This window comes from Barnesiella sp. An55 (assembly GCF_002161555.1).
In the GTDB taxonomy this organism is placed as follows: Bacteria; Bacteroidota; Bacteroidia; order Bacteroidales; family Barnesiellaceae; genus Barnesiella; species Barnesiella merdipullorum.
Genome location: NZ_NFHZ01000013.1, coordinates 49,931 through 72,475, shown reverse-complemented (window position 1 = coordinate 72,475; position 22,545 = coordinate 49,931). Strand labels below are relative to the sequence as shown.

At 52.0% G+C, this 22,545-nt stretch carries 13 protein-coding genes; 5 read left to right on the top strand and 8 right to left on the bottom strand.

The genetic code is table 11. From position 1 onward, the window contains the following. Positions 1-172: 172 nt before the first annotated feature. The 4 genes from ppdK to B5G10_RS08970 form a co-directional block, all read right to left on the bottom strand. Positions 173-2,887 carry a pyruvate, phosphate dikinase gene (ppdK, locus tag B5G10_RS08985; protein ID WP_087424402.1) on the bottom strand — a complete coding sequence of 905 codons (2,715 nt, stop codon included), beginning with the start codon at positions 2,885-2,887 and terminating at the stop codon, positions 173-175. Positions 2,888-3,226: 339 nt separating this feature from the next. Continuing rightward, positions 3,227-4,150, bottom strand: coding sequence for an AraC family transcriptional regulator (locus tag B5G10_RS08980; RefSeq protein WP_087424401.1), 924 nt, complete (start codon positions 4,148-4,150; stop codon positions 3,227-3,229). Between the two features lie 372 nt (positions 4,151-4,522). Beyond that, positions 4,523-5,704, bottom strand: coding sequence for an iron-containing alcohol dehydrogenase (locus B5G10_RS08975; RefSeq protein ID WP_087424400.1), 1,182 nt, complete (start codon positions 5,702-5,704; stop codon positions 4,523-4,525). Positions 5,705-5,734: 30 nt separating this feature from the next. Continuing rightward, positions 5,735-6,559 (bottom strand): carboxymuconolactone decarboxylase family protein, encoded by an 825-nt coding sequence (locus B5G10_RS08970; RefSeq protein WP_087424399.1) that lies wholly within the window; start codon positions 6,557-6,559, stop codon positions 5,735-5,737. Between the two features lie 284 nt (positions 6,560-6,843). Between B5G10_RS08970 and B5G10_RS08965 the strand changes: the two genes are divergently transcribed. The 3 genes from B5G10_RS08965 to B5G10_RS08955 all read left to right on the top strand — a co-directional run bounded on the left by B5G10_RS08965 (position 6,844) and on the right by B5G10_RS08955 (position 11,467). Further along, entirely contained in the window at positions 6,844-7,740 is an 897-nt protein-coding gene (locus B5G10_RS08965; RefSeq protein WP_087424398.1) for an AraC family transcriptional regulator, read from the top strand. A 189-nt stretch (positions 7,741-7,929) separates the two neighbouring features. After that, positions 7,930-9,342, top strand: coding sequence for a 23S rRNA (uracil(1939)-C(5))-methyltransferase RlmD (rlmD, locus tag B5G10_RS08960; RefSeq protein WP_087424397.1), 1,413 nt, complete (start codon positions 7,930-7,932; stop codon positions 9,340-9,342). A 157-nt stretch (positions 9,343-9,499) separates the two neighbouring features. Then, entirely contained in the window at positions 9,500-11,467 is a 1,968-nt protein-coding gene (locus tag B5G10_RS08955) for a DUF2961 domain-containing protein (RefSeq protein ID WP_087424396.1), read from the top strand. A 78-nt stretch (positions 11,468-11,545) separates the two neighbouring features. On the opposite strand, the gene B5G10_RS08950 is transcribed toward B5G10_RS08955, so the two are convergent. Continuing rightward, positions 11,546-12,784, bottom strand: coding sequence for an anaerobic sulfatase-maturation protein (locus B5G10_RS08950; protein WP_087424395.1), 1,239 nt, complete (start codon positions 12,782-12,784; stop codon positions 11,546-11,548). A 175-nt stretch (positions 12,785-12,959) separates the two neighbouring features. On the opposite strand from B5G10_RS08950, the gene B5G10_RS08945 reads away from it, so the two are divergent. Both B5G10_RS08945 and B5G10_RS08940 read left to right on the top strand, forming a co-directional pair. Next, complete coding sequence (locus B5G10_RS08945; RefSeq protein ID WP_087424394.1) at positions 12,960-14,474, top strand: arylsulfatase; 1,515 nt, start codon at positions 12,960-12,962, stop codon at positions 14,472-14,474. A gap of 309 nt (positions 14,475-14,783) precedes the next feature. Then, positions 14,784-18,296 carry a choice-of-anchor J domain-containing protein gene (locus B5G10_RS08940; protein ID WP_087424393.1) on the top strand — a complete coding sequence of 1,171 codons (3,513 nt, stop codon included), beginning with the start codon at positions 14,784-14,786 and terminating at the stop codon, positions 18,294-18,296. 295 nt (positions 18,297-18,591) lie between these two features. Here B5G10_RS08940 and B5G10_RS08935 read toward each other — a convergent pair whose 3' ends face one another. The 3 genes from B5G10_RS08935 to B5G10_RS08925 form a co-directional block, all read right to left on the bottom strand. Next, on the bottom strand, positions 18,592-20,508 hold the full coding sequence (locus tag B5G10_RS08935) for a M56 family metallopeptidase (protein ID WP_087424392.1): 1,917 nt from the start codon (positions 20,506-20,508) through the stop codon (positions 18,592-18,594). Between the two features lie 14 nt (positions 20,509-20,522). Beyond that, on the bottom strand, positions 20,523-20,888 hold the full coding sequence (locus B5G10_RS08930; protein WP_087424391.1) for a BlaI/MecI/CopY family transcriptional regulator: 366 nt from the start codon (positions 20,886-20,888) through the stop codon (positions 20,523-20,525). A gap of 200 nt (positions 20,889-21,088) precedes the next feature. Continuing rightward, a complete protein-coding gene (locus B5G10_RS08925) occupies positions 21,089-22,525 on the bottom strand; it encodes an MFS transporter (protein ID WP_087424390.1) in 1,437 nt (478 codons plus the stop codon). Positions 22,526-22,545: the final 20 nt, after the last annotated feature.

Genomic DNA, 22,545 nt, shown 5'->3' with positions numbered 1-22,545 from the left:
TTTGTGGACCCCGCATCGGGGTGCGGGGTGACTCGTTTGTCATACCGCGCTGCGACGCGGTATCTGGGAATACCTCGGGTTTGGGAAAATCCTTTGTACATCGCCTGTCAGATATAGAAAGAGCCATGCCGGCACCGGCATGGCTTTTTTATTAAGGATAGAATTTGATCGCTTAATCTTCGATGGCAGCCTGCGCCGCAGCTACGCGGGCGATGGGCACGCGGTAGGGGCTGCACGATACGTAGTTCATGCCCAGTTTGGCGCAGAACTTAACCGACGAGGGTTCGCCACCGTGCTCGCCGCAGATACCTACCTTGAGGGTCGGTTTGGTCGAACGGCCTTTCTCTACACCCATGCGAACGAGTTGGCCCACACCTTTTTGGTCGAGTACTTCGAACGGATCGGTTTTGAGGATTCCTTTCTCTTTGTAGATCTTGAGGAACTTGCCGGCATCGTCGCGCGAGTAACCAAAGGTCATCTGCGTCAAGTCGTTCGTACCGAACGAGAAGAAGTCGGCTACTTCGGCAATCTGGTCGGCCGTAATGGCGGCGCGGGGTACCTCGATCATCGTACCTACTTTGTAGGCTACCGTGTCGCCACGCTCTTCGAATACTTGAGCGGCTACGCGGTTGATGACTTCGGCCTGCATTCTCAACTCTTCAACCACGCCTACCAGGGGTACCATGATTTCGGGGTGAACGTCGATACCGCGGGCTTTCACGTTGAGAGCTGCTTCGATGATGGCGCGGGCCTGCATCTCGGTAATCTCGGGATAGGTGCAACCCAGACGGCAACCGCGGTGACCCAGCATGGGGTTAAATTCGGCCAGGGAGTCGCAGGCGAGTTTTACCTCTTCGATGCTCATGCCCATCTCTTCGGCCAGTTCTTTCTGGGTAGCGAGTTGATGGGGTACGAACTCGTGCAAGGGGGGATCGAGCAGACGGATCGTTACGCCCAGACCGTCCATGGCTTCGAAGATACCTTCGAAATCGCCGCGTTGCATAGGCAACAGTTTGTCGAGTGCGTGACGACGGCCTTCTTCGTCTTTCGACAGAATCATTTCGCGCATGGCTTTGATGCGGTCGCCTTCGAAGAACATGTGCTCGGTACGGCACAGACCGATACCTTTGGCACCGAACTTGCGGGCTACGGCAGCGTCGCGCGGGGTATCGGCGTTGGTGCGTACATCGACCTTGGTATATTTTTCGGCGAGGTTCATGATGGCTGCGAAGTCGCCGCTCATGTCGGCATCGACCGTGGGAACCTGTCCGTCATATACTTCGCCGGTCGAACCGTTCAACGAGATCCAGTCGCCTTCTTTGTAAACCTTGCCACCCATCTCTACGGTGCGGGCCTTGTAATCGACTTTGATTTCGCCGGCACCCGATACGCAGCATTTACCCATACCACGGGCAACTACGGCAGCGTGCGAGGTCATACCACCGCGGGCGGTGAGGATACCTTGTGCCACGTTCATACCGCGCAGGTCTTCGGGTGAGGTCTCGATACGTACCATGATTACTTTTTTGCGTTTCTCGGCCCATGCTTCGGCATCGTCGGCAAAGAATACGATTTGACCGGTGGCGGCACCCGGCGATGCAGGCAGACCTTTGGCAACGACTTTCACGCGTTTTACGGCGTCTTTGTCGAATACGGGGTGGAGCAGCTCGTCGAGTTTTTGAGCCTCCATACGTTTCAATGCGGTCTTTTCGTCGATGATACCGGCACGCAGCATGTCCATGGCAATTTTTACCATGGCGGCACCGGTGCGTTTGCCGTTACGGGTTTGGAGCAACCACAGTTTGCCATCCTGGATGGTAAACTCGAGGTCTTGCATATCTTTGAAGTAGTCTTCGAGTTTTTGTTGGGTCTCGATGAGGGCTTTGGCGCACTCGGGCATCGACTCTTCGAGCGAGGGGTATTTGCTGGCGCGCTCCTCTTCGCTGATGCCTTGCAGGGCAGCCCAGCGGCGTGAACCTTCGAGGGTGATCTGTTGGGGTGTGCGCACACCGGCAACCACGTCTTCGCCTTGTGCATTGATGAGGTATTCGCCGTTGAAGATGTCTTCGCCGGTAGCGGCGTCGCGGGTGAAGGCTACACCGGTGGCCGATGTGTTGCCCATGTTACCGAATACCATGGCTTGCACGTTTACGGCAGTACCCCACTCTTCGGGAATCTGGTTCATGCGGCGGTAGAGGATGGCGCGTTCGTTCATCCAGCTGTCGAATACGGCGCAGATGGCACCCCACAGTTGCTCCCAGGGCGAGGTGGGGAAGTCTTTTCCGGTGTTCTCTTTTACAGCGGCTTTGAAGAGGTGTACCAGCTCCTTGAGGTCTTCGACCTGCAGCTCGGTATCGCTCTTGATGCCTTTGGCCTCTTTCACTTTGTCCATTACCTCTTCAAAGGGGTCGATATCTTCTTTGGTCTTGGGTTTCATGCCCAGTACTACGTCGCCATACATTTGTACGAAACGGCGGTAGGAGTCCCAGGCGAAACGGGGGTTGCCCGATTTCTTGGCTATGGCTTCTACGGCCTCGTCGTTCATACCCAGGTTGAGCACGGTATCCATCATACCCGGCATGGAGACGCGGGCACCCGAGCGAACCGATACCAACAGCGGGTTGGTAGCATCGCCAAATTTCGTGCCGGTGAGGCTCTCGATGTGTGCAATGGCTTGTTCTACGTCGCTTTGAATCTCTTTGACTACGGCTTCACGCCCTTGTTGTGTATATGTGGTACAAACCTCGGTGGTGATGGTGAATCCCGGGGGTACAGGAACACCGATGAGATTCATCTCTGCCAAGTTGGCGCCTTTGCCACCCAGCAGGTTTTTCATGTCGGCACGGCCTTCTGCTTTACCGTTGCCAAAAGTATAAACTCTTTTCATAGATAAATAAGTATATGATATTTATATAATTGTTTCCACATCCGGCTTCGTGACCCGTTTGGTAAACCGGCATAAAACATTATGCAAAAATATAGGATTCGTGCAAACAACAAAAATATTTTGCTACAAATTTTAACGCTACTTGTTTTTTCTGTGTATTGGGGTGTATTGGGTCGAATTTGTAGCGGGGCGACGGTTGTGCGTGCTTGGATTGGAAGGTGTGTTTTCTGGCCTTGGGCTATGGGGGAGATACGAGGGTATTTACAGGGTGTAGTTCTGTTTCTTTATGGAGGGAAAACAATCTCAATTCCATTTCGTCTCGCCTTCATACGGTATGAGTCAGTTTGCCAAATCTATGTGCTTGAATTTCAGACGGGATGTAATCTCTTCGGGAGCATGCCCCTTGAGTCTCTTAAAGAGTGTGCAAAAGGCTTGGCCCGAAGGAAATCCCAATGTTTCGGCTACCTCTTTTACGCTTTTGTTGCTCTGTCTCAGCCAATTCTCGGCAATGGCTATCTGCTTGAATTTCACATAGTCGGTTGTGTCCTTCCCGGTTTCATGGCGCAGCAGGTCGTTGAAATAGTCGGGCGAGCAGTCAAACTGCCGGGCAAAAGTCCCGGCAGTAGGCAACTCCCGATATCGTGCTTTACCTGCAATGAAAAAATTGTCGAGCCACCGATCGGTGTAGTCCACGATCTTTAGGTGGGTATCGTGTCGCAAGATAAACTGCCGATGATAAAAGCGCGACACATAATCGAGCAGTAACCTGATACGGTCGGCCAAAATCGTGTAGCTGTACTCGTCGATACCCCAATAGAGTTCCTCTTCGATTCCGTTCATCTCGTGTTCCAGAGCAAGTCGTTCTCGTTGCGAGAGGTGCAGGCACTCGCTGGAACGGTATTTGAAAAAGGAGTAACTGCTGTAATGCTTACTCGTTTTCAGCGGGTCGAAGACCGAGGGGTGAAAACAGAGCAAGCGACCTTGTGGCTGGCAGCTTTCGCACTTCCACAGCTCTTGATCAATGGGCTTTTCGGGGGGGAGTGAAATGAGCGCACCATCGTTGAAGTCGCATGTTTTCCATCCGAAGGCCGAGGGGCAACATCCGTTCCACTCTTTCAGCCACACGGTATAGAATTCAAACTGGTGTATGTCCAGAAGATCGACCGTGTCGGTCAATCTTATCAGGCTCACCAGTGGATTGGGCGTTTGGGCCGATAGCAACTTGTTACATCGTGCAATTGTCTTTACACTCAATGGTTTCATTTCTCCAACAGCAAGATTATAGGTTTCGATACATAATCTTGTCTCATGTATCGTTCCCCGGGAAATCACGGGATGAGCCCCGGTATTCTCTCGAGACAAAGGTAGGGAACACGGTTTGGGAAGATGGTATATAAATCCTCGGTTTATCTACCCCGATTACCGATTTACCCATAAGTAAGCGGGTATTGGAGGTTGATGTGGCAATGCCGGGTAGGGGACAAATGATTATGTCGTCGTCATGGGTAGCCCTTTCGAAAGAGTATTATAGATATCGATAAAGACCGTGAAGTCGAAAAGAATAAAAGAGACTGTGCCGAGAAAAATCCACTCGTGGCACAGCCTCTTCATTGTTATGACATGCAGTCGATGCGGTTATCGCCACGACTCTTCATAGATGGCTACGATATCGGCGTCGCTCATCGCAATGCGGTCGCTGGTAAACATGATGCCCATGACCTCCCGGGCGTTGTGCATGAATTTTTCGGCTTCGTTGCGGGCGATACCATAGTCCGACATCTTCAGGTCGGCCACGCCGCAAGCCTCTTGCAAGCGGGTAAGGGCGGTGAGGAAGTCTTCGGGTTTGTTGGCCTCGGGCATACCCAGGGCGCGGGCCATGCGGACGAAGCGCTCGTCGCAGGCGTGATTATGCACAAAGTAGGCATAGTAGGCCCGGCTGATCATGATCAGGCCGGCACCGTGAGGCAGGTTGGGGTGATAGGCCGAGAGGGCATGCTCCATGCCGTGCTCGCTGGTGAGTAGCGTGAGGCACATGACTACCCCCGACAAGGTGTTGGCAAAGGCAACATGCGTGCGGGCCTCCAGGTCGTTGCCATCTTTTACGGCACGAGGTAGATATTGGGCCAGTTCTTCGATGGCCGTCAAGGCATACATGTCGCTCATCAGGTTAGCCCCTTTGGCAATATAGCCTTCGATGCTGTGGAACAGGGCATCGAACCCCTGGAAGGCCGTGAATCCGGCCGGTACACTCAGCATCAGTTCGGGATCGACAATGGCCAGTTTGGGATAAAGGCTTGAATCACCGATAAAGGCTTTTTCGTAGGTGTCTTCTTTGGTGATGACCCCGGCGTTGTCGGTCTCAGATCCCGTGCCGGCCGTTGTTGTAATGGCGATGATGGGCAGCGGAGTGTGGGCGATAGGTAATGCCTTGCCCGACCCCACGGCCACATAGTCCCACAAATCACCGTCGTTGGTAGCCATCAGAGCAATGGCTTTGGCGCAATCCATCACGCTGCCTCCACCCAGGGCTACCAGAAAATCACATTTGTTTTCGCGGGCAACTTGGGCCCCGTCATTTACATTGCTCACTGTGGGGTTGGGCGATACGCCATCGAAGACCATTGTTTCAACACCGGCCTTTTGCAATTGCTCTTCGGTGCGGGCCAGATAACCGTTGGCGCGAGTCGATTTGCCGTTGGAGATGATGATTAAAGCCTTTTTCCCCGGCATGGGTTGTTCGCTCAATTTGTTGAGCATTCCTGCACCAAATAATATTTGGGTAGGCACATATCTGTTAAATCTTAATTTTGTTTCCATTGTTCTTGTTTAGGCTGTTGGTGAATTGTTTTATTTCAGTTTGTTATACTCTTCGTCGGTAACGGGTTCGAGCCATTCGTTCGAGGTATTCTCGCCAGGGACCTCAAAGGCCAGGTGTGCAAACCAACTGTCGGCTGCGGCACCATGCCAGTGCTTGACGTTGGCCGGGATGTGGATGACCGTACCGGGCAGAATCTCGACAGCCGGTTTACCCTCTTCCTGATACCAGCCTCGGCCGGCTACACCGATGAGCATCTGTCCGCCACCCTGGGTTGCGTGGTGAATATGCCAGTTGTTGCGACATCGGGGTTCGAAGGTGACATTCGAGACCGATACCTGCTCGCGAGAGATAGGGGCGAGATAGCTGTTCCCTATGAAATACCGGGCATAAGCGGTGTTGGGCTCGCCGATGGGGAAAATCATCTCCCGTTGGAAGGCGGCTTTGGCATCGTTGCCGGTAGTCTCGTCGGCCCAAACCTCTTTGGCCAGACGGAAGGCGGCCCAGGCTTTTGGCCATCCGGCATAGAAACTGATGTGAGTAATGATTTCGGCAATCTCGGTGCGGGTAATCCCGTTCTGTTTGGCCGTTTGCAGATGATAGGTAAGCGAACTGTCGGTAATGCCTTGGCTGATGAGCGAGGTGATGGTTACCAGGCTGCGGTCGCGCAGGCCCAGACGGTCGGTCCGGCTCCACACTTCACCAAAGAGAACATCGTCGTTGAGTTCCGCGAATTTGGGAGCAAACTCTCCCAGCTGGTCGCGTCCAGCCGTTTGTTTAACTTTTTCTTGTGCCATAATTACTGTACTATTTAATACCCATAATGCGACAAGCGCAAAGATAATTTTGTTTTTCATATGATATTACTGTTTGGTGAGTTATCGATTTTTTACGGTTACAAAGTTATTCAACAGCTTCGGCTCATCCTGTATATGAATTACAGATGTTTCTACCCGAATTGGGGTTTGGAGGCTTTGCAGGTCGTGTTCCAGTTGAATCGATGCAAAGATAGCCAGGCCCGATAGGGGACAGTTGTATATCATTTACAGATATTTGTACCCCAATCACAGATAGCGTGACAGGTACCTGGAAAATTCGAAACAGAAATAGTATATTTGCCTGAACAATTAATTTTTGTGATATGGACGAGCTGATAAGATTGGATAGTGTAGATAAGTATAACAAGATTTTCGGGCTGGAGACTTTGCATCCCATGGTGTCGGTAATCGATTTGTCGAAGGCTACCCAGTGGCCCGATAGGCTTAAAATCACTTATGGGGTCTATGCCCTGTACCTGAAGGAGACCAAGTGTGGTGATATTACTTATGGCCGTCAACCCTATGATTATAGCGAGGGTACCATCGTCTGTTTTGCTCCCGGACAGGTGGCCGAGGTGGAAATGTCGCAAGATGTTCGCCCCATGGCACATGGAGTTCTATTTCACCCCGATTTTATTCGGGGTACTACCCTTGGGCAGGAGATCAAGAAGTATTCGTTTTTCTCCTACGAGACACGCGAAGCGTTGCACCTTTCCGAGACCGAGCGCGACACCATCATGGATTGCTTCAAAAAGATTGAAGAAGAGCTGCGACACCCTATCGACAAACATAGCCGCCGCCTTATCACGGCCAATATAGGGCTGTTGCTCGACTACTGCATGCGTTTCTACGAGCGGCAGTTTACTACCCGCGAACTTCCCAACAAAGATATCATCGTGCGGTTTGAGCGATTGCTCGACGAGTATTTCGACAGCAATGCTCCCCAGGAGATTGGCTTGCCTACGGTGAAGTATTTTGCCGAGAAGGTATTTCTCTCGCCCAACTATTTTGGCGATATGATTCGTAAGCAAACGGGTATCACCGTTTCGGAACATATCCAAAACAAACTCATCAACCGGGCTAAAGAGTTGTTGCTCTCGACCTCGAAGTCGATGAGCGAGATTGCCTACAGCCTGGGGTTTCAGTATCCTCAGCACATGAGTCGTATGTTCAAACGGGTCGTAGGGAGTACGCCCAACGAGTTCAGGGCCGGGCGTTGACCCCGGCCGGCTGGTTGGAGGGGGTAGGGCTCGTATGAGGGGGGATTGCCCCGCGTTGCGACGTGGGGGGACATTGTAGAAGAGAGGATTCGGCTCGGCATAGCCCGTCTTGAAAATTGCATTTTCATTTGCCCCGGCTCTCGCCTTTCACTATCTTTGTACCGCATAATCATATTTTAATTTTTTGTTTTGGCACGAAAAAAGAAAGAGCTCCCTTTGCTGGAGCAGATTGAGATAACCGGCGTGGCTGCCGAAGGGAAGGCACTGGCGCGGGTAAACGATTTGGTAGTGTTTGTCCCCTTTGCCGCACCGGGCGATGTGGTCGATTTGCAGGTAACCCGCAAGAAGCATAGTTATGCCGAGGCCCGCATCGTGAAGTTTCACTCCTATTCGCCGCTGCGGGTACAGCCGTTTTGCGAGCACTTCGGGGTGTGTGGCGGCTGCAAGTGGCAGCATGTGACCTACGACTTCCAGTTACAGTTCAAGCGGCAGCAGGTCGAGGATAACCTCACTCGCATAGGCAAGATTCCCTTGCCCGAGGTGCTGCCCACGAAGGGCTCGGCCAAACAGCAGTTCTACCGCAACAAGCTTGAGTTCTCGTTCTCGAATCGCTCGTGGCTCACCTACGAGCAGTTGCAGTCGGCCCAGGAGTTCGACAGTCGCAATGCCCTGGGATTCCACATACCGGGCATGTTCGACAAGGTGCTCGATATCAAGAAGTGTTGGTTGCAGGACAACATCTCCAACCGCATCCGTCTCTCGATACGGCAGTTTGCCATCGACCACAATTACCCCTTCTTCGATTTGAGGGAGCAGACGGGGCTCATGCGCAACATGATCGTGCGCACCGCCTCGACGGGCGAGATTATGCTCATCGTAGTCTTCTTCGAGCCCGATCAGGAACGCATCGATGCGATGATGCAGCATGTGGCCGACGAGTTCCCGCAAATTACTTCGCTCCTTTATATCGTCAATCAAAAGCCCAACGACACCATCACCGACCAGGAGGTACACCTCTATCGCGGACGCGACTACATTTGGGAGAGCATGGAGGGGTTGCGGTTCAAGATTGGTCCCAAGTCGTTCTACCAGACCAACTCGGAGCAGGCCTACGAGCTCTACAAGGTGGCCCGCGAGTTTGCCGGACTCACCGGCGACGAGCTGGTCTATGACCTCTACACGGGCACGGGGACAATTGCCAACTTCGTGGCCCGGCAGTCGCGCAAGGTCATCGGCATCGAGTATGTGCCCGAGGCCATTGAGGATGCCAAGGAGAATGCTCGCATCAACGGCTTGGACAACACGCTGTTCTATGCCGGCGATATGAAAGATATCCTCACCGAGGATTTCATTGGCGAGCACGGCCGCCCCGATGTCATCATCACCGATCCGCCCCGTGCCGGTATGCACGACGATGTAATCAAGACCATCCTGTTTGCCGAGCCGCGACGCATTGTCTATGTGAGTTGCAATCCCGCCACACAGGCTCGCGACCTGTCGCTGCTCGATGCCAAATATCGGGTTGCGCGTGTGCAGCCGGTCGATATGTTCCCCCACACCCACCATGTAGAGAATGTCGTGTTGCTGGAGCGTAAGGAGTGAGGCCTGGTTGGTCGAAAACATAGAAGTCGGTTTCCCTGTGTGCGGAGACCGACTTTTTTTTATGGATAAAAGTGCAAGGAATGGATAATAAAGTATTTGTCCCGACTTGTAGGTTGTCGGTAATTTTGCAACAGCAAACAATCTTAAAGTTACAACCATGAAAAAACTCTTTTCCATAAAATCTCTGGCAGTTCTGTGGGGGCTATCGATGGTGGTATCTGCTTCGTCCACGATTCCGCCTGTGTCGTATGGATTGAATCGCCTGACCGATGTGTCCCGGCTACCAATACTCGATCGTAATACGAGAGTGAAATACGAAGGCAGTATCGACAAGAATGGAGAGAATGCCGATTGGGACTGGCATCTCTACCCCGACTCCCGGGGCGAATGGGTCATATTCGATGTGGCCGGTGCTGGCTGTATTTACAATATGGTACAGCATCGTTATCTTACCTCCGAGGAGCCCATATTCCGATTCTATTTCGATGGCGAAAGTGAGCCTCGTTTTACGATACGGCTCTCGGAGTTTGGCGAAAAATATCCCTTTACCGAACCGCAGGCTTCGTGTTATATCGGGCCGCTGGATCATGGGCGTGGCCCTATCCGGGTGGTTCGCAGTTTTGTACCGATGCCTTTTCGCAACGGTTGTCGCATCACCTCGAGTGTAAAACTCGAAGGAGCCCAGCGCGAGAAAGGCGAGGGAGGCTGGGGGCATGTGGTCTATCATGCCTACACTTCGCCCGATGGGATAGAGACGTTTACGGGAAACGAAGATTACAGCCAGTTGATTCGGCAGTGGAAACAGACCGGCAGTAATCCCGATACTTGTGCGATGCGATGGATACGCAGGCCCGAGCAGACGTTGGATTCGGGCGATACCCTGTCGTTACTCCAGATGAATGAGGGTGGGGTAATACATTCGTTGCGGCTCTATGTGGCCGATATGAATCCCGACCGTTTGCAAAATCTGTGGGTGCGTCTGCGTTGGGACAGTCACGACGAGGCCGATGTGTGGTGTCCCATCGGGTGTTTCTTCGGGAATTCGCTGGGATATAACAACACCCGTTATCTGCTCATGGGAACCACAACCGACGGCTGGTTCTACAACTATTTTCCCATGCCGTTTTGGGAGTGTGCCGAGGTAGAACTGGTGAATCGAGGTGACACACCGGTAACGTTGGCCTTTGCCGAAGTGGCTGTGGGTGCCAATGATTATGATCGGGAGCGGAGCGGTTATTTTCGCTCATCGCCCTATTATGCCCGCAAGCACACCCCGGGAGCCGATAGTCGCATCGCTTCGATAAAGGGGTGGGGTAAGATGGTGGCTGCCCATGTGACGTGTTATGGAGAACGGCCGCATATCATTACTTGCGAAGGGGATGTGCGTGTACACATCGATGGCATACGCACTCCGCAGGTCGAGAGTGATGGATCCGAGAGCTACATCTGTTACGGGTGGGGATTCCCTACCCCGGCCGAGGGGCATCCCTCGGGTGGATATGACGGGTTGAGCGACAATCCGTGGTCGATGACCCGCTTATGTCTGGGTGACAGTTATCCCTTCTATTCATCGCTCGATTTCGGCATTGAGTCGGGCGAGCATAACAACCAGTATCTCGAACACTCGGGGGCCATATTCTATTATGGGCGTGAGGAGCCTGTGTTGGTCGAGACCGACCGGTTGAATCTTGCTTCGTCCCAATCGATAAAGGAACATCGATACAAGGCCCGGGGAGAGGTGGAGAAGTCACCGCTTGTAGCCTGTTTCGAGGGTGATGCCGATGACGAAGAGGTAGCCGGTACCGTGTGGCGGTTTACCGAGGGCAGTTCGTTTGAGGCAGGTATCCAGCCCGAGAATCGGGGCGTGAGGTTACGGAGGCTCAGCGACCAGCAGCAGTCCCGGCAATGTGCTCGGGTTTGGGTCGATGGTGAAGAGGTTGGAGTCTGGTATCTGGCCGATAGTAACCCTTACAAGCGCTGGATTGAAGATGAGTTTGAAATTCCCGAGAGCTTCACTCGTGGTAAATCGATGTTGCACATTCGTCTCGAGCCCGAATCTCGGGAAGAGGGAGCACCACTGAGTTGGAACGAGGCAGCCTATGTCGTGTTCTGTTATACCGAATAGCTCGATGAGTATAATGATTAAAATCGAAGCGCTCCTGGCCTGTGTCAGGAGCGCTTCGTCTGTATGGGGATATTATTGTCAGTGCCGTTTCTCGTTCTCGCGAATCCATTGCATCACATTGGCTGGTGGTCGCTGGTTGTCGAGTTCGCGCTTCATGAAATCCATGTAGGGTGCCACATGCTTGAAAAAGCGGTGATAGCCGGCACACAGGTAGTTCAGCCCCGGCTCGCCGGTAGTGGTGCGGGTAAATCGGTTTTTGGGACATTCGCCGTGGCAGGCAAAGAGGTAGTCGCACTGTTTGCACTGGGTGGGCAGACTGTCGCGCTTGTTTTGTCCGAAAGCCACCTGCCGGGGACTGTTCATCATCTCAATGAGCGAGTGGGTGTAGATATTGCCCAGTTTGTATTCGGGGAAAACGAAGTGGTCGCAGCTATACACGTCGCCGTTAAACTCCATTACGCCGGCGTGGCCGCAGGTCTCGGCCATGGAGCATACGCCCGGCATTACACCGGCCCAGTTGGCTAGTGTGGCATCGAACAGTTGAATGTAGTATTCGCCCACATCGTGGCGCACCCAGTCGTCGAAGAGCGTGCAGAGGAATTCGCCCCATTGTTCGGGTGATACCGAGAAGTCGGTCACGCCGTTGTGAGTCTCCTCGTCGGGGGCCGCCAGTTGGCGGCCGTCGGCATGTGGATTGATGCGTTCGACGATAGGGGTAAACTGGATGTATTTGCAATGGATATCTTTGAAGAAGTGGTAGAAGTCGAGCGGATAGTCGGCGTTGAAGTCGTTGATCACGGCCAGGGCGTTCCACTCCACCCCGTGTTTGTTGAGCAGGTTGATGCCCTGCATCACCTTTACGAAGGTGGGGCGCCCCTGTTTCGTGAGGCGGTATTCGTCGTGAAACTCCTGCGGGCCGTCGATACTCACGCCCACCAGCCAGTTGTTCTCTTTGAAGAACCGGCACCAACTGTCGGTCAGCAATGTGCCGTTGGTCTGTATGCTGTTCTCGATGACACGACCCCGGCCATACTGCGCCTGCAGCTTTACCACCTTTTGATAGAAGTCGAGCGGCCGCATCAGTGTTTCGCCACCGTGCCAGGTGAAGAGGATATGGTCACTGGCCTGACTCTCGATATACTCTTTGATAAACTTTTCGAGCAGGCTCTCGCTCATGATGTGGCGAGGCGTGTCGCGATAAAGTTTGGCCTTCTCGGTATAGTAGCAATAGGTACAGGCCAGGTTGCAAATCGAGCCTACCGGCTTGGTCATGATATACATCACCCGGTCAAACGGGGTATAGAGGGTCTTTTCCATGAGAGTGCTCTTGAATCGAATTTTATATTCTGAAGCAAAAATAAAAAAAGATGGGCGCAGTGGCAAATGAAAATCGGGGTTTTCAAATTCAAAAATACAGGGCCACTTTGGGCAAACAGAATTTTAGTTTTATATTTGACGACTGTAGTTGTGAAATTAGAAAAACAAGATATCCATGAAATATTCTCGACTTTTATGCCTGGGGGGTGGACTGTTGGCCTCAGTATCCCCGATGTGGGCTCAGAAGAACGACAAACCCAATATTATTTTTATCCTGTGCGACGACATGGGGTATGGCGATCTGGGTTGTTACGGGCAGCGGTATATCGATACACCCAACCTCGACCGTATGGCTTCGGAGGGGATGCGCTTCACACAAGCCTACTCGGGCAGTCCCGTGAGTGCACCTTCGCGGGCCTGTATCATGACCGGGCAACACTCGGGCCATGGCGAGGTGCGAGGCAATAAAGAGTATTGGAAAGAGAGCGGCAAGGTGCGCTATGGCATCAACGACGACTATGCCGTGGTGGGGCAGCATCCCTACGACCCCGATCATGTGATACTTACCGAGGTGATGAAGGAAAACGGCTACACTATCGGCATGTTTGGCAAATGGGCCGGCGGCTACGAGGGGTCGGTATCTACGCCCGACAAGCGGGGTGTCGATGAGTTCTTCGGCTATATCTGCCAGTTCCAGGCACACCTTTATTATCCCAACTTCTTGAATCGTTACAACCCGGCTTTGGGCGACACGGCCACGGTTCGCGTTACGCTCGACGGGAATATCGACTATCCCATGTGGGGCGCCGGATACGAACTGCGCAAGCAATACTCGGCCGATCTCATTCATCGGGCCGCACTCGAATGGATAGACCGCCGGTCGGCCGATGAGCCTTTCTTCGGCTTCTTTACCTACACTTTGCCGCATGCCGAGCTGGTGCAGCCCGAGGACTCGCTGCTCAACAAATACCGTGAGCGATTGGGCGACAAAGGGATATACAACGGCAGCTACTGGAGCCGTTACAATCCTGTGACCCACACCCATGCCCAGTTTGCCGCCATGATCGAGCGGCTCGACAAGTATGTGGGCGAGATTCTGGCCAAGCTCGAGGAGAAAGGACTTGCCGAGAATACGATTGTCATCTTCTCGTCGGACAACGGCCCCCACGAGGAGGGTGGGGCCGACCCTGCCTTTTTCGGCCGTGACGGCAAGTTGAAGGGGTTGAAGCGCTCGTGCCACGAAGGGGGTATTCGCATCCCGTTTATCGTGCGCTGGCCGGGTCATGTGCCGGTATCGGTCAATGATCATCAGTTGGCCTTCTACGATATTCTGCCTACCTTCTGCGACCTTACCGGGGTAAAGAACTATGAAAAGCGATATGCCAAGGGGCGACTCAACTATTTCGACGGCCTCTCCTTTGCTCCCACTCTGTTGGGTAAGGACAAGAAACAAAAACAGCACGATTTCCTCTACTGGGAGTTCTGCGAGATCGACCAGATAGCCGTGCGGCAGGGCGACTGGAAACTCTTTGTCGAGAAGGGCAAGTGCCATCTCTACAACCTGGCCGACGATATTCACGAGGACCACGACCTGGCCTCGCAGTATCCTGAGCGGGTGGAAGCCATGAAGCAAATCGTGCTCGAGCAACACGTGGAGAATCCCTACTTCAAGGTGACGCTGCCGCAATAATCGGGTTTCGTATAGAAAACGAGTATCGATATTTTATTCCTCTTTTTTGTCAATATCATATGCCGTCGGCGCCCCGAGACCTTGGGTGTTGACAGGCATTCTTTTGTTTTGTAAAGTCATCTCTTGGTTATGTCAGGGACGGTGAATTTGATGCCGTCCCAAGCACTTTTACTTTTCCTGGTGGAATAATAAAAAATAAGTTTTATACATAAATAAGTTACAATATATTTTTTATATTTAAAATTTATATTTATTTTTGTAGTAAATCTAATCATATTATATCATATTGTAATTTTATAATGTAGTGTTATGAAAAAATTGTTTACTTTTTTGGCGTGTGCAACTTTGGCCATCTCGGGCGGATATGCTTTCCAAAAGGTAACTAAAGGGGAGCCGATTAGGAATTTGTCGGTTGCGACAATGCAGATGCAGAGGTTGAGCAACGCCGCGGGTGGCGAAGTTCAAGGAAAAGAGATTGCACGTCGCAATGTCTCTAAATTGAGAATGAATGGCCACAAGGTCGAGTTGGGTAGAAAAGTTATGAACTACAATCAGTCGCGCAACTTGTTTGACCGCGTGCTTCGATCCAATGGGCTGGTTTCTCAGGCTGCTGCGGCAGTGGAAGTACCATTTCTCTATGATTTTTCGAATGCCGAGAATTTTGCCGACGACTGGACCATCATCAATGCAAATAATGATGATGAAACTTGGGAGTATGACAGCAGCAACGGTGGGGTCTCGGTCAAGTACAATGATGATTATGTGACCCCTTCCGATGATTACTTGGTTACCAAAGAGCCCATTTCGATACCGGCAGGTGATGGGTACGTGAGGGTTATATTTTCTGCTTTCTCGAGCAGTTATCCAGAAAATTTCGAAGTGCTTTGGGGCACGACTTCCAATGTGGACGAGATGGAGCCTCTGGCCCAGTATGAAAGCTTCACCGGAGGCAGTGCATATAACGAGGTAATTGATCTTTCGGTCGAAACGGCAGGTGATTATTATTTCGCCTTCCATGTATATTCCGAAGCCAATCAGTTCGGTGTCAATCTCAGCCTTGTCGAAATAGGCAGTGGCGAGTACGTGGAAGCAGCCGATATAAGTGCTTTGGCCATGTCGATGCCAGTTCCCGGTATTTCGCTCACCACCGGTACCGTCGATGTTACGTTTGGCAACGCCTGCGGGTTGGATATCACCTCGTTTGCTTTTGAGTGGACGCTTCTTCGCGATGGAGCCGAAGTGGCCTCGGGCAAACAATCTGTGACCGAGACATTGGCTCCGCAAGGAGATGTTACGGTGCAATTGGCCGACGAACTCGATCTTTCGGAAGTTGGCGTGTATGAGCTGCAGATAACCGCTACCGATGTCGTTACCAATGGTGGCAGAGAAGAATCCAATCTGGCCAATAACACAATCAGTGGCAAGACAGTCCATTTCGGTGTGAGCGACGTGCCTGTGACGGCCGATTTCAGTGCCGGTGAAAGTCCGTCTCAATGGTACAGCGATGGCGGATGGACGTACATAGCCGATGAGGGAGCGATGGTCTGCTACTACGGTGGTAGTTTATACTCGCAGGGGTTGAATCTGAAAGCCGGATCGACCTACCGCATCAGCTACACCCACAAGGCTGGCATGAACTATATGGGATGGATTCAGTTGGCCGATAACTATTCATTGATGTGCAGTAAAGATGGTGGCGCGTTTTCGGACATTCATATGGTTGAAAATGAATATACCGAAGAAAATTATGTAGTTGGCGAGGTGCTTTACGAATGTACCGAAGATGGCGTATATCAGTTCGCGTTCTATCAAAATGAAATGGAATGTCAGTCCACGTTGATGATTAGAGATATCGAAGTGACCGAATTGTTGGGTTCCGATATGAGCGTAGATGGCATATATGGCATGCCTACCATGGCTCCTGTTTCTCAATCGATCTCGGGCAATGTGCTTGTTGGTAACAAGGGAGCAACCCCCGTTTCGGGAAATCTCGTTGTCGAGTTTGACGGTTCGCAACTGGCCTCGGTTTCTGTTCCCGAAATTGGTGTTGGCGAGACGGCTACGGTACCCGTTGAGTTTACCATTACCGGAGCAACAGCCGGTACTACGGCCCAACTGGAATTTACGGTCTCGATCGCGGGCGCAACCGATACGAATGAAGATAACAACACTCAGACCGTATCGTTGGAGGTTACCGATGGTATCCTGGCATTTGATCACACCGAGAATTATACCGAAAACAATACAGTAGGTATGGGTGAGGGCATGCCGATGATTGCTGCAATACCCATTCATTTGACCACCGAGAGCATCATTACCGGTATATCGGTGGGTTGGGGTAGTGCCGACAACCAAGACATTACACTGGCTGCATACAAATATGATCCCGAAAGCCTGACGGAAGACGACACCTATGGCAATGTATATGAATTGGGTCAGAATATATTTACCGAGGTAGTAGCTCAAGGCTCTGAAGTAGGGCAGATCGAGTATTCCATCACGCCGAAACTTCTGGAACCAGGCGATTACATGATTGCTGTTGGCGTTTCGGGTTATTGTCTGGTGGTCGATGGCGTTACTCCCGGTATTCTCTATCTGATAGATAGTGATATGATTATAGACCAAAGCTCGGCCAATTTGGGTACACCGGCCATTCGCCCGATATTTGGCGAAGGCGAGGTTGCCGAGATTGACTACACGGTAAATGCCATTGTGTCGCCCGTAGGCGAAAGTATATTGGCCAGCAATCAGCCTATTGTCGTGCGCGTGACCAACAATAGCCAGTCGGAACAGACGGCAACCTTGTCGGTGACTGTAAATGGCGAAAGTGCCGGGTCGCAAAGTGTAACGCTTGGCCGTTATGAAAGCAATGAATATACATTCACGGCCGACATGGCTGAACCGGGTAGCTATACCATTGTTGCCACAGTCGAAATCGAGGGCGATGAAAATCCCGAAGACAATCGCGTGGAAGCAACTGTGGTAAGTGCCGAGCCGCGAGATCCCTACCTGATGGACTTCGAAGGCTGTGCCGACTTCTCGATCGACAACTTCAATCCTCAATGGACGACCTACGACGGTGACGGTGCTCCGGCTTATGGAGTCTCGGGATTCACATTCCCCGTACCGACAGGTGGTGTAGCATTCATGGCATTTAACCCCTATATGACAACTCCTTCACTGGCCGCGAGCGCTCCTTCGCTGGTGCCTACCAGTGGCGAACGCTATGGTATCACCTTCTACACGAATACCGGTGAACGTAACAACGACTGGTTGATCTCGCCCAAATTGGCGTTGCCTGCCGAGGGTGCGGCATTGACCATGCAGGTGCAAAGCTTTGACGACCAATATGGTTTGGAAGAGTATGAAGTGTGCGTATCGATAACCGGCAACGATCCCGCCGACTTTGAGGTCGTGCAATCGGGCGAGGCTCCTTATGACAAATGGGAAAAAGTTACCGTCGATTTGAGCAAATACAACGGACAAGAGGTACATGTGGCCTTGCATGTGATTTCGTCCGACGTATTTTACTTCATGGTCGATGACATAGAGATTACCAAACCCGGTTCGGGCATCGACGATGCTGTGTCGGCTACATGGAGCCTCTATCCTAATCCGGTGAGCGAGATCTTGGTTATCAATACCGTCGGACAGGAAATCGAATCGGTCGAGATCTATTCGACGACAGGAGCGTTGATCGACACCCTTCGTGGTACAGGTAGTGAGTGCCGCTACAATGTGACGACTCTTGCCCCTGGGGTATATGTAGCCAAGGTAGTCACTGAGGCAGGAACCCGCTCGATGAGGTTTGCTGTAAAATAAAGTGAAACGTCATAAGACTCATTGAACAGAATGAGACTCGGAACATCCCGGGCGACAAAAGTCGCCCGGGATGTCTTTTTTCTGTCGGCCGGCAGGGAGCCTTTTCCCCTGCGGTTGGCTGCTCATACGGTATAGTTTGGGCCGACTGCTGACCGCACATCGTTTGCCATTTACAATCCTGGGGGGGGTGGGAGTGATGCGGCGAATTGAAGAGTGGCTGTTGCAGAAACAAACAGAAAGGGCTGTGTTCTCACGAGCACAGCCCTTTCTGTTTTCAGTCGGGGGAATCGTTTATTTATTTCTTCTTTTTGGTAGTGATGATGAGGACATTATCACTCTCTTTAGTTCCATACTTCTTTTTAGCCTCCTTGCCTTTCAGCACCGTAATGCTGGCAATGTCGTTCGGATCCAGTTTGTTGGCCTCTTTTTCAGAGACTTTCTTACCATCGATGACGTAGATGACTACGGGAATCTGTTTGGTTTGGTCGAGGTTAGAGAGGGCATTGATCCCTTTCTCGTCGATGGCTCGGGTAATGGAGTCGGCATTGGCGCTTATCTGGGCCGAGAGGGACTCGATGCGAGCCATGGCTTCGGGGGAGAGGGTTTTCCCCTCTTTGGTAACGGCCACCTCTTCACGAATGGAGTCGGACAGGTCTCTCACCCGTTGCTGCCAATTCTGCAGCGACGACTGTTTCGAATGGATAATGACAGTATTCTCTCCGCTGTTGTTGAGTATCGAGATGTTTCCGACCTGGCCCGATAAGTTGAGCTTTTCCATATCCTCGGCCGAGATCTCCTTGCCATTGATGATATAGGAAAATTCTCCTGCCGAGAGCTTGTCTATCACTTCGGCCGGGACTTTCTTCCCGTTGATGACATAGTAGCTTGTTGGGGAGTCTTGTTTCCCGTCGTTCGAGAGGGTTATCTTCATCGGTTGGGTATCGTTCGATTCTTTCGTGCTGATGAGCAGGACGCCATCTTTGGCTTCGTCGCCATACTTCTCGACAGCCATTTTCCCTTTGAGAACCGTGACACTCTTTATCTGGTCGGTCGAGAGTTTGTTGAGCTCTTCGCGCGAAATCTTTTTGCCATCGACGATGTAGAGTGCGCTATCCAGCGAGGCCGGTTTCCCGTTTTCGGTGACGTGGATGTTCAGTTTGTTCCCCAAGGTCGAGTCGTTTGACGTGTCGATGTTGATATTCATGTTGTTCGTCTGGGAGTTATCGGCCGCGGTGATGGTGATTTGTTGGGTATCGGTGGTCGATTGCGAGTCGGCCTGGTCGAGCATGGCCAGCAAGTCGGTCGAGGCTATTTTGTCGAGACGTTCCGAAACTTCGGGGCGTGCAAATACCGTTACGGTACAGAGTGCGACGGGTATCACATAGAGATACTTCCAGGTCGCTTTGCGGTTGGATTTCTTTTTCAACATCATGGTAATACGTTTATTAAGTTTGTTGTGATTGAAATGATTGGTCACGCAGTAGAACTTCGAGCCCACCGACCGTTTGATGAGCAGCAGCTGGTATTGCCGGGCATCGATGCCCTGGTCGATAACTTCGGCATCGGCCTCATATTCGTGCACGGTTTGCAGTTCGCGTTTCAGCAGCCAGGCGGCAGGGTTGAACCATTGCAGCCAGGTGCAGAGGTCGGCCACCAGCAGGTCGAACGAGTGGCGCTTGTGTATGTGGGCCGACTCGTGCAGCAGTATCTCGCGGCTGTGCGTCTCGAAGTCCTCCTCGGAGAGGACAATCCGGCCGAACCAGCTGAAGGGGGCAATCGATTGGGGCAGGACGATAATCTGTCGCCCTTCGTCGTCGGTCACCCGGCGGCCGCCGTTCATGAGTCGTAGCAGGCGCACGATGGTAACGAGGTAGCGTGTAACGAAAAACATCACACCGGCCCAATAGGTGACTATGGCTGCCACGAGGGCTACGGGCCCCGGGGCGGCTGTCGTTTCGACCTCGTCGGTCACATAGGTGAAGGCCGACAGGTTCTCGAGCATCACCACGGTAGCGGGGGCCACACTTTCGTTTGCGGGAGCCGGCAGAGGCAGATGGCACAGCGGCAACACAAACGAGAGGGGTATGAGGCAGAGCAGGGCCACCCGGTTGTAGCGGTAGAATGTTTCTCGGCTCAGCAGAATACTGTAAAAGAGAAACAAGACCGCCAGGCAAACGGCCGATTGGAGAATATAGACAAAAAATGCACTCATAGTCGGGTTGTGTTTTATTTTTCACCTCCTCGTTCCACTTTCTCGATAAGCTCTTTCAGCTCCTTCAGCGAGATGTCCTCCTCTTCGATGAGCGACGAGACCACGCCCAGGTAGGAGCTGTTGAAGTATTTGCGCACCACCTGGCGGAGGGTTCCCCGCCTGAACGACTCTTCGCTCACGGCAGCATAGTACTGGTAGGTTTTGCCAAACGCCTTATGCGACAGGTAACCCTTCTCTTCGAGTCCACGCACGATGGTCGATAGGGTATTGAAGTGGGGTTTGGGCTCGTCGTAGAAATCGAGCAGTTCTTTCACGAACAACGGGCCTTTGTGCCAGAAGTAGTTCATGATTTCTTCTTCTTTTGCGGTAAGTCCTTTCATAGGTTTTTGTTTTTGTCGATACAAATAAACTAAAAGTTTTAGTTATTCAACTAATATTTATAGTTAATAAAACTAAACCATGTAGTTTTGTAACTATATTTTTTAGTTTAATAAAAAAGATAACAAGATGCGGCAGCCGGTACTGAAACCAACTGCCGCATGTATAGAGTTTGGAATAAGTCGATTGAATCGACTTGGGATTACTTTTGGATGTTAGGCTCTTCGAGGCCGTATCTCCGTTTCTTATCCTCAACTTTCAGCCATAATCCGAACAGGAGAGCCAGGACTCCCAGGCTGGCAAAGATGAGCATCGGGATGGTGTAGTTGTATTGCAGCGGATCTTCGATACCGGGATTCGACATGCGCAACGTGGCACCGATAATCATGGGGAAAGAGTAGAGACCGATGTTCTGAATCCAGAAGATAACGGCGTAGGCCGAACCCAGCAACTTGTTATCAACCAGCTTGGGAACCGAAGGCCACAGCGAAGCCGGTACCAGCGAGAACGAGATACCCAGCAGGATAATCGACAGGTAGGCTACAATCACAGCGATTACCGTGCCTTTGAGTGCCGGCAATACCAGGGCGAATACCAGGTGGCAGGCAATCATGAGCAGAGCACCGAAGATGAGCATGGTAGCTCCTTTACCTTTGTGATCGAGGAAGTTGCCCAGGATGGGGGTGATGGCAGCCGCTCCCAGCGGGAATACAAAGAACACGAGCCCCGCTTGCTCGGCCGTGTAGCCCAGGTTGCATTGCAGCATGTTGATGGCATACTTCTGGAAGGGGAAGATGGCCGAGTAGTAGAGCACGCAGAGGAGAGCTACCAGCCAGAATACCTTGCTCGAGAAGATATATTTGAGGTCTGAGATTTTGAAGGGATCGTCTTTTTCTTCGCCGCTTTCGCCCATCTGTTTTTCGAGTTTCTTATCCATGAAAGCATAGGAGATGAAGCAGATGAGGCCGATAGCCAGCAGGATAACCGCTACCAGTACGGGACGCGACACATCGACGGGAGCAAACTTGTTGGCCAATACCGGCGAACCCAGCACGACCACAGCTACACCCACACGGGCGATAGCCATCTCGACGCCCATGGCCAAGGCCATCTCTTTACCTTTGAACCACTTGACGATACCGCGCGAAACCGTGATACCGGCCATCTCGACCCCGCAGCCGAAGAACATGAAGCCGATGGCCGACATCTTGGCCGAGGCGGGCATGCCCTCGTAGAACGGGGTGACGTTCCACCACTCCAGCGGCAGGTTCATGAATCGGTTCATAAAGGCTTCGGCATTGCTGCCGATGAAGGCATTGCTCACCGCAAAATAGTTGATCGAGGCACCTACCAGCATGACGGCACCCGAGAGGATGGCGGTGAAGCGAACTCCCATCTTGTCGAGTATGATACCGGCAAAAATCAGGAAGAACACGAATACGTTCAGGAAAGTCTCCGACCCGGCGTAATGGCCGTAGGCATCGGGTGACCAGCCTCTGGTGTTTTGCAATAATTCTTGTAGCGGCGAGAGTATGTCCATGAAGATATACCCAAAGAACATGGCACTCGCCAGCAGGACAAGGGCAGTCCACCGAACCGCCGGGATGTCCTTCATCAATTGAGTCATTTTCTCTGTCATTGTGTTATGTGTTTTTTGAT

What these genes read in the sequence shown, in the direction of transcription:
- ppdK (WP_087424402.1), bottom strand. Translation starts at nt 2,887, where the DNA reads ATGAAAAGAGTTTATACTTTTGGCAACGGTAAAGCAGAAGGCCGTGCC.
- B5G10_RS08980 (WP_087424401.1), bottom strand. Translation starts at nt 4,150, where the DNA reads ATGAAACCATTGAGTGTAAAGACAATTGCACGATGTAACAAGTTGCTA.
- B5G10_RS08975 (WP_087424400.1), bottom strand. Translation starts at nt 5,704, where the DNA reads ATGGAAACAAAATTAAGATTTAACAGATATGTGCCTACCCAAATATTA.
- B5G10_RS08970 (WP_087424399.1), bottom strand. Translation starts at nt 6,559, where the DNA reads ATGAAAAACAAAATTATCTTTGCGCTTGTCGCATTATGGGTATTAAAT.
- B5G10_RS08965 (WP_087424398.1), top strand. Translation starts at nt 6,844, where the DNA reads ATGGACGAGCTGATAAGATTGGATAGTGTAGATAAGTATAACAAGATT.
- B5G10_RS08955 (WP_087424396.1), top strand. Translation starts at nt 9,500, where the DNA reads ATGAAAAAACTCTTTTCCATAAAATCTCTGGCAGTTCTGTGGGGGCTA.
- B5G10_RS08950 (WP_087424395.1), bottom strand. Translation starts at nt 12,784, where the DNA reads ATGGAAAAGACCCTCTATACCCCGTTTGACCGGGTGATGTATATCATG.
- B5G10_RS08945 (WP_087424394.1), top strand. Translation starts at nt 12,960, where the DNA reads ATGAAATATTCTCGACTTTTATGCCTGGGGGGTGGACTGTTGGCCTCA.
- B5G10_RS08940 (WP_087424393.1), top strand. Translation starts at nt 14,784, where the DNA reads ATGAAAAAATTGTTTACTTTTTTGGCGTGTGCAACTTTGGCCATCTCG.
- B5G10_RS08935 (WP_087424392.1), bottom strand. Translation starts at nt 20,508, where the DNA reads ATGAGTGCATTTTTTGTCTATATTCTCCAATCGGCCGTTTGCCTGGCG.
- B5G10_RS08930 (WP_087424391.1), bottom strand. Translation starts at nt 20,888, where the DNA reads ATGAAAGGACTTACCGCAAAAGAAGAAGAAATCATGAACTACTTCTGG.
- B5G10_RS08925 (WP_087424390.1), bottom strand. Translation starts at nt 22,525, where the DNA reads ATGACAGAGAAAATGACTCAATTGATGAAGGACATCCCGGCGGTTCGG.